13 protein-coding genes are annotated in these 13072 nt (G+C 54.4%); 12 read left to right on the forward strand and 1 reads right to left on the reverse strand.

Annotated features, from left to right (window positions below; translation table 11 throughout):
- The first annotated feature begins 13 nt into the window (after positions 1-13).
- From dapA to QMF38_RS03305, 6 genes are all read left to right on the forward strand, one after another.
- Positions 14-892 (forward strand): 4-hydroxy-tetrahydrodipicolinate synthase, encoded by an 879-nt coding sequence (dapA, locus tag QMF38_RS03280; protein ID WP_006446994.1) that lies wholly within the window; start codon positions 14-16, stop codon positions 890-892.
- Between the two features lie 409 nt (positions 893-1301).
- Positions 1302-2960 (forward strand): ribonuclease J, encoded by a 1659-nt coding sequence (locus QMF38_RS03285; protein ID WP_058094934.1) that lies wholly within the window; start codon positions 1302-1304, stop codon positions 2958-2960.
- 129 nt (positions 2961-3089) lie between these two features.
- Positions 3090-3878, forward strand: a complete 789-nt coding sequence (locus QMF38_RS03290; protein WP_157057240.1) for a ClpP family protease — start codon at positions 3090-3092, stop codon at positions 3876-3878.
- Entirely contained in the window at positions 3878-4087 is a 210-nt protein-coding gene (locus QMF38_RS03295) for a YlzJ-like family protein (protein ID WP_058094933.1), read from the forward strand. The genes QMF38_RS03290 and QMF38_RS03295 overlap by 1 nt, the downstream gene beginning before the upstream one ends.
- Positions 4088-4150: 63 nt before the next feature.
- The gene (locus QMF38_RS03300) at positions 4151-6619 is read left to right on the forward strand and encodes an FtsK/SpoIIIE family DNA translocase (RefSeq protein ID WP_281758668.1); all 2469 of its coding nucleotides are present in this window, start codon (positions 4151-4153) and stop codon (positions 6617-6619) included.
- Between the two features lie 79 nt (positions 6620-6698).
- Entirely contained in the window at positions 6699-7271 is a 573-nt protein-coding gene (locus tag QMF38_RS03305; RefSeq protein ID WP_281758669.1) for a hypothetical protein, read from the forward strand.
- A gap of 25 nt (positions 7272-7296) precedes the next feature.
- Here QMF38_RS03305 and QMF38_RS03310 read toward each other — a convergent pair whose 3' ends face one another.
- Complete coding sequence (locus QMF38_RS03310; protein ID WP_058094976.1) at positions 7297-7635, reverse strand: hypothetical protein; 339 nt, start codon at positions 7633-7635, stop codon at positions 7297-7299.
- A gap of 146 nt (positions 7636-7781) precedes the next feature.
- Here QMF38_RS03310 and QMF38_RS03315 point away from each other — a divergent pair, with 146 nt between their 5' ends.
- From QMF38_RS03315 to QMF38_RS03340, 6 genes are read left to right on the forward strand one after another with little or no spacing between them, the layout of a single operon-like run.
- Entirely contained in the window at positions 7782-8804 is a 1023-nt protein-coding gene (locus tag QMF38_RS03315) for a type 1 periplasmic-binding domain-containing protein (protein ID WP_281758670.1), read from the forward strand.
- A gap of 31 nt (positions 8805-8835) precedes the next feature.
- Entirely contained in the window at positions 8836-9606 is a 771-nt protein-coding gene (locus tag QMF38_RS03320; RefSeq protein WP_006447706.1) for a DUF3388 domain-containing protein, read from the forward strand.
- Between the two features lie 24 nt (positions 9607-9630).
- Complete coding sequence (locus tag QMF38_RS03325; RefSeq protein ID WP_281758671.1) at positions 9631-10593, forward strand: helix-turn-helix domain-containing protein; 963 nt, start codon at positions 9631-9633, stop codon at positions 10591-10593.
- Between the two features lie 27 nt (positions 10594-10620).
- On the forward strand, positions 10621-11112 hold the full coding sequence (locus QMF38_RS03330) for a YajQ family cyclic di-GMP-binding protein (protein ID WP_281758672.1): 492 nt from the start codon (positions 10621-10623) through the stop codon (positions 11110-11112).
- 59 nt (positions 11113-11171) lie between these two features.
- Complete coding sequence (gene pgsA, locus QMF38_RS03335) at positions 11172-11756, forward strand: CDP-diacylglycerol--glycerol-3-phosphate 3-phosphatidyltransferase (protein ID WP_058094928.1); 585 nt, start codon at positions 11172-11174, stop codon at positions 11754-11756.
- A gap of 52 nt (positions 11757-11808) precedes the next feature.
- Positions 11809-13062: a competence/damage-inducible protein A gene (locus tag QMF38_RS03340; RefSeq protein ID WP_232302282.1), complete on the forward strand. Its 1254-nt coding sequence runs from the start codon at positions 11809-11811 to the stop codon at positions 13060-13062.
- The last annotated feature ends 10 nt before the right edge of the window (positions 13063-13072 follow it).

A 13072-nucleotide genomic window follows, 5' to 3' on the forward strand; every position in this document is an offset into this window, starting at 1 on the left:
AGGAGAGAGCGATATGGATTTTGGTAGCTTAATCACGGCGATGGTGACGCCGTTTGATACATCAGGGGCCTTGAACGAAGGAGCGCTCAAACCGTTGGTCGATCACCTGATCGAAACGGGGACGACGGCCATCGTAGCCGTAGGGACAACAGGCGAATCACCAACCTTGTCCCATGCCGAAAAGTTAAGAGTATTTGATGCCACGTTGCGCGCGGTCGATGGTCGCATCCCAGTCATCGCGGGCACGGGTACAAATTCGACGAAGGATTCTGTCGAATTGACACTCGAGGCGGCGCGTTTAGGCGTGCAAGGTATACTGCTGGTAGCGCCGTATTACAATCGACCTTCACAAGACGGGCTCTATGCGCACTTTGCCACGATTGCCGAGTCGACGACTTTGCCTGTCATGATTTACAATGTCCCGGGCCGCACTGGGGTCAATATCCAAGCGGAGACGGCCCTGCAGTTGGCGGAAATCCCGAATATTGTTGCCTTGAAAGAGGCCAGTGGCGATTTCACGCAAATTCTGCATATCGCTGCGGAGAAGCCTGACGATTTTCTGCTCTATAGCGGTGATGATAAGTTTACGTTGCCGATGTTAAGTATCGGGGCCGCGGGCGTTGTCAGCGTTGCAAGCCACGTAGTTGGCAAGCAAATTCGCACGATGATGGATTTGTTCTGGCAGGGACAGACAGATGAAGCTGCATACTGGAGCGGACGTTTGTTGCCCATCTTTGAGGCGATGTTTGCCACCGCAAGTCCGGCGCCGGTCAAAGAGGCTTTGTCTGTTGTCGGTATGGATGTCGGCTCTGTTCGGGCTCCACTGCTACCGGCCTCTGCGGCGTTACGCGAACATCTGGTCACACTCCTTAATGGTCTTGGTGTCATCTAAATAGTATGGCCTTCGCATCCAACAGGCGGCTCTGGGAATATCCCGGGCCGCCTGTTGCCATCTTAGCGGGCAAAGGGACGTGTGGGTTGTTCGGCTTGCGTTCCCCAGGTATAATGAATGCGATAGTGACATGTGCGGCCTTCTCGACTTGGTGTTCGTTTGTCATCCGCGGTACATCGGTGCGTACGAACACAAGATGAACGAAGCGAAACGAATTGCGCGACGGCTGAGGGAACGGAACGGTTCAGTCTGTCCGCTTTCGACTAGGCACAATATGGCACGGCGTGTGGACGAAGCGCTTTCGCGAAGGATTCTGCCTACACAGCAGGGACGAGCTGTTAAGCGGTTTGCTTTGTTCGCGGTGTGTGCTTGTCGCTTGAATTGGAAAGTTTTGTGATGGAGGTGCCGAATGGCTAAAAACAGATCGAGACTCTCGATTATCCCGCTGGGTGGAGTTGGGGAAATCGGGAAGAATATGACCCTATATTGGTACGGCAATGACATGATCATTGTCGATGCAGGATTGAAGTTTCCAGATGAGGATATGCTCGGTATCGATATTGTGATTCCAGACATTACGTTCTTGGTGGAAAATCGCGATAAAATCCGGGGTATTTTTCTGACACACGGACATGAAGATCACATCGGAGGCCTGCCCTATGTGTTGCGGGAAATCAATGTTCCTGTGTACAGCACGCGACTCACGCTCGGGCTCGTCGAGCACAAGTTGCGCGAGCATGGGTTGAATGACTCCGCGAAGTTAGTTGCCATCGATGGCAACTCGAATATTCAAATCGGCGATTTTACGATCTCGGCCTTTTACGTGAACCACAGCATTCCGGATACCGTCGGTTTCGCCATCGAAACCCCGGAAGGCGTTGTGATTCATACAGGCGATTTCAAATTTGATCAAACGCCAGTCGACGGTCGTCAGGCGGACGTGCATAAACTGGCGGCGTGGGGGGCCAAAGGCGTACTTGCGTTGGTGGGTGATAGCACCAATGCGGAGCGACCCGGGTATACGCCGTCTGAACTCAGCGTCGGCGCGAAAATCGACGAGATAATTGCCCAGGCGCCAGGGCGCGTTATTATGTCGACGTTTGCCTCCAATATTCATCGTCTGCAACTCATGATTCGGGCTGCTGAAAAATACGGTCGACGTGTAGCGGTGGTTGGTCGTAGTATGGTCAACAACATCCAGACTTCGCTACAACTCGGATATTTGGAGGCGATGCCGGAGACGTTGATCGATGCGGACGATGTCAACAAAATGGATCCGTCCAAGCTTGTGATCCTATCGACTGGCAGCCAAGGCGAGCCCATGTCGGCTTTGACGCGAATGGCTCGGGCTGCACATCGCAAAATCGAGATCGTACCGGGTGATACCGTCGTTTTGGCGAGTTCGCCGATCCCTGGCAATGAAAAGTATGTGGCGCGCACGATTGATCAACTGTTCCGCGCTGGGGCCAATGTCATTTACCGCGGCGTGCACGCATCGGGCCACGGTAGCCAGGAAGAGTTGAAATGGATGTTGCAACTTGTGCGGCCGAAATACTTCTTGCCGGTACACGGTGAGTTCCGTATGCAGCGCACACATGCCGATCTCGCCATTCAACTCGGGGTCGACCCGGATCATATCTTCATAACGGAATTAGGCGATGTCGTGGAGTTTGAGGATGGACGCGCTCGTCTCGGCGGCAAGGTACCCGCTGGCACCGTGATGATCGACGGGCTTGGTGTCGGCGATGTGGGGAATATTGTCCTGCGTGATCGCAAACTGCTGTCTCAGGATGGGATTCTGGTTGTCGTAGTGACGTTGTCCAAGGCGACTGGACACATTTTGTCAGGGCCTGATATCATTTCACGCGGATTTGTGTATGTTCGCGAGTCAGAGGCATTGCTCGATGAGGCGAACAAGTTGGTTGAAACGACGCTGGCCAAACTGGTCTCCGACAATGTGAGCGAGTGGTCTTCGTTGAAAACCGCGGTTCGTGATGCGTTGGGTCGATACCTGTTCGAACAAACGCGGCGCCGTCCGATGATCTTGCCGATCATAATGGAGGCTTAATGTTTAACCGCCATAAGTGCATGAGCGGCTACCCACCAAATGGATGGGTAGCCGTTTTCGTATTTGGACGGCGCGTATCGGTTTTTGCGTCAGGGTCGATACTACATCGGCAGAGAGGAGTAGGGTGCGATGAAAAGGCAAGGAAAAGCTGCTTACGATGCAATTATGAGCACAGGCGGACGCCCTCCCGTACGAACCGAGCCGCTTTTGCAGGATGCGGAGGAAGAAGCGCAAAGCTCGCAAAGCGAGAATATTTCCGCACTGGGTGTGACGAGTCCAGCAACGGCGCCGGACAGTGACATTTTCTGCTTGACCATCATCGGTCAGATCGAGGGTCATATGGTGTTACCTCCCCAAAACAAGACGACGAAGTACGAGCACGTGATTCCACAGCTTGTGGCGGTGGAAGAAAGTGATAAGATTGACGGCTTGCTTCTCATCCTGAATACGGTGGGCGGAGATGTCGAAGCGGGTCTTGCAATCGCCGAGTTGGTGGCTTCGCTGAGCAAACCGTCGGTGTCCATCGTGCTTGGAGGTGGGCACTCGATCGGCGTTCCGATCGCGGTCAGTGCAAACTACACGTTCATCGCCGAATCCGCAAGTATGACCATCCATCCTGTTCGTTTGAATGGATTGGTGATCGGCGTACAGCAGTCGTTTGAGTACCTTGAAAAAATGCAGGATCGCGTGACGCGCTTTGTCGTCGAACACTCGCGAATCACAGAAGACGTATTTCGTTCGCTCATGTTAAATACGGGTGAAATGGCGAAGGACATCGGAACCACGGTGATTGGCCGCGACGCGGTCAAGTATGGACTCTGTGATGAAGTTGGCGGGCTGGGGCAGGCGATGCACAAGTTGCGCGAACTCATCCAGGAACGCAAAGCATCCCAAGTTGTGACGGGGGTGGTCCAATAATGCATTGGACAACGCTGTCCGACGCTGAAATCTTTGCGGGCTGGAACGAACCCCCTCAGGTGTCATATGAAGAGGCCGTCGTAGGACAAGCGCGTCTGATCATAGCGCGCCAGTCCAATGGGAAAGCCGTGATCGAGCGGTTGATCAGCCCCTATGCGAGCGATTATTTGCGACCGGACTGGCAGCCAGGTATGCCCTTTTACGGTTGAACAGGCAGGAAAATGCCGACGTAGCCACGAATCTTCAGTCTGAGGAAAGGGCTGGTGGGGTTCGTGGCACGCAAACAACAACAGAAAAATGTCCTCAAGTACGAGGTCACCGGTCTCGCTATGTTGACGGGATGCGCCTTGGCGCTTGGACGCCTTGGTTATGTCGGCCAATTTTTGGCTGCCGTGAGCATTTATTTAGCTGGTAGTTGGTACTTTTTAATTCCCATCCTCGTAGGTTACGCAGCCATCTACATGATGGTTCGTCGGTCGCGGTTTGTATGGGATAGTCGGCATCTTGGCTTGCTTATTTTATTGTTATGTATTCTTGCGCTCATCGAAATGAATTTTTACTCCAATCTTGCTGATCAAGGGTTGCAGAATCACTTTCTTGCAAGCGAGTGGACGGCCCTGCAAGAATTGCGCGGCTACATCTTCGCACCGACGACTGGTACTCCGCCAAGCGCCGGCGGAGGCTTGGTGGGGTTTTTCATATTTTATCTTCTTCACATGTTGTTTAACTCGCCGCAAACCTATGAGATTGGTCCTCGGCTCGTGATTGTCGCAGGGGGATTGATTGGCATCGCACTCGTTTTGCAGATTTCCCTCGTGAGCGCTATTGGCAAGGGGTCTCGCTTTACGGAGCGCGCGCTTGACGGCCTGTGGCAGACCGTCAAGCGGCAAACCGGGGCCGTCTTTCAGGCGGAGAAAGACGAGCAGCCGGAAATTGAAGAAGAGGCTCCGCGTCGCCGTCGGCGGCCCACCATCGTGATCGATGGTGAGGTCTATGAAAACCATGCAGGGGTAACAGAGCCTGTTGCGGCGACTGCCGACGCAGGTGAAAGGGACGTCCCCCCGCCCGTCATCCACGACTTTGCCGCACGGGCGAGACAACATGCGACGGATATTATGAATGCTCCGCAGCAGGAAGCATTCGACGATGGTCAGGATGCTCTGGTGGAAACGGCGGACAAGGGATTGGTTGTGCGTTTTCCTGACGCGGTAACTGCACCAAAAAAGCCGATTTCGCCGCCGGCTCGGGAACATTCGGCGATGCCTGAGTACGAAGTGGGGCCAATGGTCCATGACGACAACTACCAACTGCCGCCACTCACTTTGTTCGACATGCCGGCAGCCCCGCCGTCGGGCTTTTCGTCGGCCAGTGCGCACGAAAATGCGCAAAAGCTACAGGCGACCTTACAGTCGTTCGGAGTGCAGGCGACAGTTGTGGAGATTAATCGTGGACCTACGGTAACGCGGTATGAATTGCAACCGGCCGCGGGCGTCAAGGTCTCGCGCATCGTCGGCTTGACCGATGATATTGCGCTTGCGCTGGCAGCTCGCGACATTCGAATGGAAGCGCCGGTTCCGGGCAAGTCCGTGATCGGTATTGAAGTGCCCAACGATGAGGTCGCAATCGTCTCTTTGCGCGAGGTTTTACAGTCGCCCGAATTTCAAAAGTCGTCCGCCAAACTTGCGCTGGCACTCGGCAGGGATATTACGGGTGCACCGATCGTAGGCGACCTGCAAAAGATGCCGCACCTCTTGGTCGCAGGCGCTACGGGATCTGGTAAAAGTGTTTGTATTAACGGCATGATTGCCTCGATACTGATGCGGGCAAAACCGCATGAAGTCAAGCTGTTGATGATCGACCCCAAAATGGTGGAACTCAGCGGCTACAATGGCATTCCACATCTTCTGGCACCTGTTGTGATCGACCCGCGCAAAGCTGCTTTTGCTCTAAAAAAAGTCGTGCAGGAAATGGAGAATCGCTATCAGTTGATGGCGGAGCGGGGGGCACGCGATATTGAACGCTACAATCATTTGTTGCGCGAAGAAGGGCTCGAGCCTCTGCCGTACATTGTCGTGATTGTGGACGAGCTCGCGGACCTGATGATGGTGGCTCCGGGTGATGTCGAAGACGCCATCTGTCGGATTGCACAAATGGCTCGTGCGGCAGGAATTCACTTGATCGTAGCGACACAGCGGCCGTCGGTCGACGTCATTACAGGTCTCATCAAAGCGAACATCCCGAGCCGTATCGCGTTTGCAGTGTCATCAATGGCCGACTCGCGGACGATTCTTGACGGGGGTGGCGCCGAAAAATTGCTTGGGCGAGGCGATATGCTCTACCTGCCAGTCGGTGCAGCAAAAGCGACACGCGTTCAAGGTGCGTTCGTGTCGGAATTGGAAATCGAACGTCTGGTCGAATACGTAAAGAACCAGCAACAAGCTGTTTACACGGTGGATTTGAACACCGGAGCCGAGGAATCGGAGCCTGCCGAAGATGGACCGGAACTGGACAGCTTGTTCATGGACGCCGTCGATCTCGTGGTCGATTTGGGACAGGCTTCTGTGTCGATGTTGCAACGTCGATTCCGCATTGGATACTCACGGGCGGCAAGAATTGTCGATCAAATGGAGCAAAGTGGTATTGTAGGCCCGTTTGAGGGGAGCAAGCCGCGTGAAGTTTTGATCTCTAAAGAACAGTGGTTGCAGGCCAAAGCGTCTTTCACACGTCCGCAGGAAGGCTGAGCCCGGTCGGCATACTTGTCCTTTCCCGTCCATATATGTAGTTGTAGCAGTTTTGATGGGACGAGGAGAGGACGTCAAAATGGCGGGTAAAAGTGTGTGGTGGGGCGCGACGGCGCTTGCGGTCGCGCTTCTGGCAGGCTACGCGCTGACGCAGAATCGGTTGTTGCCAAGAACGATCGGAGCGTCGTCTGTCCCTGTCGCGGCGGCGGGGAGAACGACAGCGGATACGGCGCCGACAGATGCGATGGTGAATACGGTGACGTCGGCTTTGGCAAACGTCAGTGGCCTCTATGATATGGCGATTCTTCCTGATGGGCTCGGCGATAATCGTTTTGTCGTGTCGGCGATGGTCGATGTGAGCGGGCAAAACGGAGCCATTCCTCCGTCAGGCGCAGCGGATACGGCAATGCGGTCGCTGGTTGATGCGTTCTTTCGCGATGTGTATTCTCTCTCGGAGCCAATTAGTGAAGCAGAAATCACATTTACAGAGGACGGAACTCTCGTTGGCACCGCAGGGTTGGGAAAAGAAGCGTATGATTCACTGGCCACATCGACGATGAACGGCGATCTCGCCTCCGCACTCGCGTCCTCTCCCCAGCGCGATGCGAGTTCGGCGGATGAGGAGTGGCTCGAGTTGAAGCCGGAAAACTAGACAAGTGTGGCGAAGGCGGCGCCTGTTACGGGCGCCGCCTTGGTGTTGCACCATACATGAATCGTTGCGTGATAGAAATTCGCTCGCGTCGAAAAGCACGCATCAGAGCGCGAACCAACGGCTCATGGCCCGTGCGCAAAAGCGTCTCGACGATGGTCTGTAACGTAAACGACTCATCGAGACAGTCTTGCACTTGCGGGTTGTCATCCAAGTAATATAACCACCGTTCGTCGTAGAAGCTCCCACGCTGTTCTCGATACGCTTCTGAATAGAGATGGTAGATATCGAACGTCGTGTTGAGTTGATCTAGATAAAACTCAAGTTGGTACAATGCCTTCGCGACTGAGAGATGTTCACCATGCATATAGGCCAATGGGATTCATCCTTTCATACACATTATGTAAGACGGAAAACGTAAAGGCAAGCACGGATTGAAACAGGTACAATGGTGTCTATGAGTGTGAGCATATGTCGAGCTCGCCGGGATTTGCATAGGAGTTGACAACCGGTTTGAAACGGCTGTATCTGGGTTCTTTACTCTGTTTCAGTTTTGCCCTCGCGGGCTGCGGTGCACCGGATTTGAGTGCTATGCAACCGCAAGTTCAGAAGTCGGCCGCAATCGTCGTCGACGTAGACAACCCACCGTTTGGCGCCAATGCCACCACAGTGGCAGAAGGTGGCAGTTTGTCAACGGAAGTCTTGCACGCAACTGCCGGAGATATGTTGACGCAGGTAGATCAAATCCTCGCCAATCAGGGTGTCAATGGCGTTGTCATTGCAGTTCACTCCGCAAACTCGATACTTCAATCTGTTTCGCAACTTGCACGCCAACATCCAAATGTTCGATTTGTCGTTGTCAGTGATTGGCCGGCTACCTTGCCACAGCTGGCCAACCTAAGTGCGCTCGCCATGGATCCCGATACCATTGCCTATGCCATCGGCTATTTAGTAGGGGTCAACATGAATGCGCTCGTCGCGAAATCAACATCGACGTACGGTTATGCTGGACAACCCAAAATTGGCTATTTGCCTTCGTCCGCGCCGAGTGATGAACAAAAGGCATTTTTCGCGGGTCTTTACCAAAGTGATCCCGCAGCAAACGTGATTCCGCTGGTTTCGCTCAACGGACCCGGTTTTCCTATTCTTTATCCAACTGTGTCCGTCGCAGTCGTTGGCAACCAGCCAAGTGCGGCTCAACTCGCTGCGATATCGGCACAAACGGCGACAGTCTATTCCTTTGCCCAGTCTCTTACGGGAACAACCCCTGCCATTGGCCCTGGGCATCTGGCATCCTCGCGCGTTCGGGATGCACTGGCCCAATTGCAGGCAAAGTCGTGGAGCTCCGGCCAGCAATCCGTGGTGGATCTGAGTTCCGTCTCGCTCAATACAGCTGTGGTGCCCGCCTCGGTTGTCCTAGCCTGGGCGAAATTTGAGGTGGATGCAGAGCAGACGGCAAGTTCCTGGCAAGCCCAATTTGCCGCGCTGCCTCCAACCACGCGCGCGCAGTTGGCGAACGAGTTCGGATTATCGTGAGGTACGGCAAAGCTGAAAGGAGCCGAAATCGGTGGCAGAGTATTATTTTCAGTATCAAATTAAGCGGGATCGGCCAGGGCTCCTTGGCGACATCTCGTCCCTGCTTGGCATGCTTGGCGTGAACATCGTACAATTATCGGGTGTTTCGGAGTTTGGCCGGGGGTTTTTAATTCGAGTCGATCGCCCGGATATTCTCGATGTCTTGACGACGATGCTTCATTCGATGGAAGACATCGAAGTGACCGCGCTACGCGAACCGACTTTGCGCGATAGGTTGGCCTTGCGCCACGGGCGTTTTATCGAACGAAGTGATACGGAAAAGCGAACGTATCGATTTGTCCGCGATGAACTTGGTGTGCTGGTCGACTTTTTGGGCGAGTTGTTAAAGCGTCCTGGCAAACAGGTCATCGGCGTACGGGGACAGCCGCGCGTCGGAAAGACGGAAGCTGTCGTCGCGGCAAGTGTTTATGCGAATAAACGGTGGTTGTTCGTTTCTTCCACACTTCTTAAGCAGACCATCATGCGCGAGCTCCCGTCAAACGAGTTTTTATCGGATCAATTCGTGTATATTATTGATGGTGCAGTATCGGTTTTGCGCGGCGGGGAAGATCATCTGCAATGTGTGGACGAAATTCTTCGCATGAAAGCTCCCATCGTGATCGAGCATCCTGACGTATTTGTAAAACGTTCGCGATATACTTGGGATCTATTCGACTTGATCATTGAACTGCGGCGCGAGCCTCAAGAGGAATTGCGATATGATATGGTGGAAGACGATCCGTCAACCTGGACAAATCAGTGAAGAGTGGACAAGGGAGGACGACCCGTGCAGGAACTTGGCCAGATTCTGCGTTCAAAAAGAGAATCTCTTGGGTTGACGCTGGATGATATCGAAGAGCGGACGAAAATCCGAAAGCGATACGTCGAGGCGCTTGAAGACGGGGATTGGAGCGTCTTGCCTGGTCGGGTATACGCGCGCGGGTTCGTTCGCACGTATGCAGAAGTGTTAGGGCTCGATGGCGTCGAACTGTTGCAACGATACGTCGATGGCCGGGAAAGTGGATCGGCCCATGAAACCGTGCGCCCGCCTTCGCCAGATGCGCAGAAGCGCGAGACGGGCTCCGTGGAGACGGAGCGCAAACCGGCCGCGAAAATGGTCGAACCGCGTTCACTCAACGAGTTTCAGCGCAGCCGTCCGCGGGCTGACCGCACCACCAGTCAGCCAAAGCGCGATCGCGCTCGGTCTTCCGGGGCTTGGATTGGACAAGGTGCACTGATCCTCGCGGCGTTTGTCGTCATTGGTGGGGCGTATGTTCTTATTCACGATCATCGCGGGGCCAAAGGTTCGACGAAAGAGCCTGTAAAGACGGCGAGCAAACCGCAGACGACCGTCCATCGTCAACAGTCCAACAGTGTCACCGGCAATACAGTGAACAGCACTGGCAACACGGCGGCGTCGAAGCCAGTAAAACCAGCCCCTGCCGTGCAAATCGTCGCCGAGCCATACGCCAATGGAGCTTATACATATAAGGTTTTGCATGTCACGCACCTGCAGGTGGATGTTCAGGTCGTATCCGGGCAACTATGGATGAGTGCAACCACAGATGGAGCCAATGTCGATCCAAACGATCTGTTGAATGCTGGTCAATCCAAGACGTTTTCGGCCAATCAGAACGTCACGATTCATCTAGGACACGTGCAAGGCGTGCAGTTGTCTGTAAATGGACATCCAGTTGCTTTGCCTAATATCAATTGGGCCCCTGTCATTGTGTTGCAACGACAAGGTTAATGTGAAATTTGATGAAGGAGCGGTACCATGGCAAAAGAAGCGTCTTTCGACATCGTATCCAAGGTCGATCTGCAAGAGGTCACCAACGCCGTCGACCAAGCGCGCCGCGAAATCGAGACGCGGTTCGACTTTAAGGGAAGTAAGAGTGAGATTCGTTTGGAAGATGGGCAGTTGACGCTGCTTTCGGACGACGAGTACAAACTCTCGCAAGTATATGATGTGTTGCAGACCAAATTGGTGAAGCGAAATGTGTCCTTGAAGGCGTTGAAGCCGGGCAAGGTCGAACCGGCAGCTGGAGGAACTGTTCGACAGACGGTTGCGTTGGCACAAGGCATCGACGCGGATGTAGCAAAGCGCATCACAAAGTTGATCAAGGATTCAAAAATCAAGGTACAGGCGCAGATTCAAGGAGACCAGGTGCGGGTGTCCGGCAAAAGTCGGGACGATCTGCAGGCGGTCATCCAGATGCTTCGCGAAGCCGATTTGGATATTCCTCTGCAGTTTACGAATTACCGCTGACGCGCCGTGGATACGCCGCCGGTAAGCGGCATCGACGCGGAGCAGAGGAGCGTGGGCGTTTGAATCTGGCGAATCGAATTACTTTGGCCAGGATTTTTCTGGTCCCCGTCGTTTGTGTGATCTTGCTTTTGCACTACAATTTTGGGTCGTTCACGCTGAATGGACAGACAACCACGGGCGGAGAAGTTATCGCAGCGTTTATTTTCGTAGTGGCTGCTGCGACGGACGGCTTGGACGGATACATCGCGCGCAAACAGCAAATGGTCACGAATTTTGGTAAGTTTCTCGATCCGCTGGCCGATAAGTTGCTCGTCTCGGCCGTGCTCATCAGTTTGGTGCAGATGCAACGCTTGCCCGCATGGGTCGCCATTGTCATCATCAGTCGCGAATTTGCCGTGACAGGCCTCCGGTTGATCGCGGCCGCTGAGGGTGTCGTGATCGCTGCGAGCAAATTTGCCAAGTGGAAGACTGTCACGCAAATGGTCGGCATGGTCTTGCTTATGGTCAACAATTTTCCGTTTTCGGCCGTACATGTTCCGGCCGCGGATATCATGCTTTATGTCATGGTGGCGATGACCGTGTTGTCGGGTCTCGATTACTTTTTGAAAAACAAGCAGATGATCCAGACGCCGCACGCATCGTGATCGGTGAACCAACTGTTTGCGCAGACCGTCATTAAAGATGGGGATGGTGGACATGTCGAATGACTGCCGCGCCGAATTGCTGGCGGTAGGTACCGAAATTCTCCTTGGTCAAATTCACAACGCACATGCGCAGTTCATTTCGCAGGAGCTTGCCAAACACGGACTGTACGTGTACCATCACGGTGCAGTGGGAGACAATGAAGCGCGCATTGTCGACGCTTTTGCGACGGCGGCCCAGCGCTCTAACGTCGTCATTGCCACGGGCGGGCTTGGACCGACAGGTGATGATTTGACCAAAGAGGCGCTCGCTCGTTTTCTCGAGCGCAACCTGGTGATGTCGGAGGAGGCTCTGGCTGACATCGTGCAGTATTTTGCACGCAGACAGCGGCCGATGCCGGAACAGAATCGTAAACAGGCGTTGTGTATCGAAGGTGGGCAGTGGCTCCCGAATCCAAATGGGACGGCGCCAGGTCAGTATATTTTCGATCGCGGTGTTCACTTTTTCCTCCTGCCGGGCCCTCCTCTTGAGATGCGCCCCATGCTGCGGGATCATGTCATTCCACGACTCGTCGAACGATTCGGCGGCGAGCGTAAGTTGGTTTCCCGAATGTTACACTTCTGTGGTATCGGCGAGTCGGATGTCGACGCTCAAATTGCCGATCTCACCTCTGGAGATAACCCGACGGTTGCTCCGTATGCCGGAGAAGGCGAGATGCTTTTGCGGATCACAGCGACGGCCGACACGGAGGAGGCCGCGCGCAAGCTGATCGAACCGGTCGAAGCGGAGATCCGTAGCCGCTTCCAACCGTTTATTTATGGGGAGGATGACGATTCGCTGCCGTCCGTCGTGATCGGGCGACTGCGCAAACAAGGGCGAACGCTCGCGGTGGCGGAAAGTTGTACGGGCGGTATGCTGGCTGAACTGCTAACGGACATTCCGGGTAGTTCAGAGGCCTTTGTCGGGGGCGTCGTCGCGTACGCCAATCAGGTAAAAGAGCGCCTCCTCGGCGTAGACGCCGACACGCTGGCGCAAGACGGAGCGGTGTCCGAAGCGACGGCCAAGGAGATGGCGGAAGGTGTTCGCCGTGCCTTGGGGTCCGACTTTGGCGTTGGTATCACAGGCATCGCCGGGCCCGGCGGTGGTACAGAAGAGAAACCGGTCGGACTGGTGTATGTTGCGGTTGCAGACAATCGCGAGACGCGCGTCTATCGTTTACAGTTGCGCGGTTCACGAGCACAAATTCGGGCGCGCAGCTGCAAGCAGGCATGTTGGCGCCTCCTGCAGTTGATAGATGACCATATGTAGAGATTTGTCG

It is taken from the genome of Alicyclobacillus hesperidum subsp. aegles (assembly GCF_027923525.1).
GTDB lineage: Bacteria > Bacillota > Bacilli > Alicyclobacillales > Alicyclobacillaceae > Alicyclobacillus > Alicyclobacillus aegles.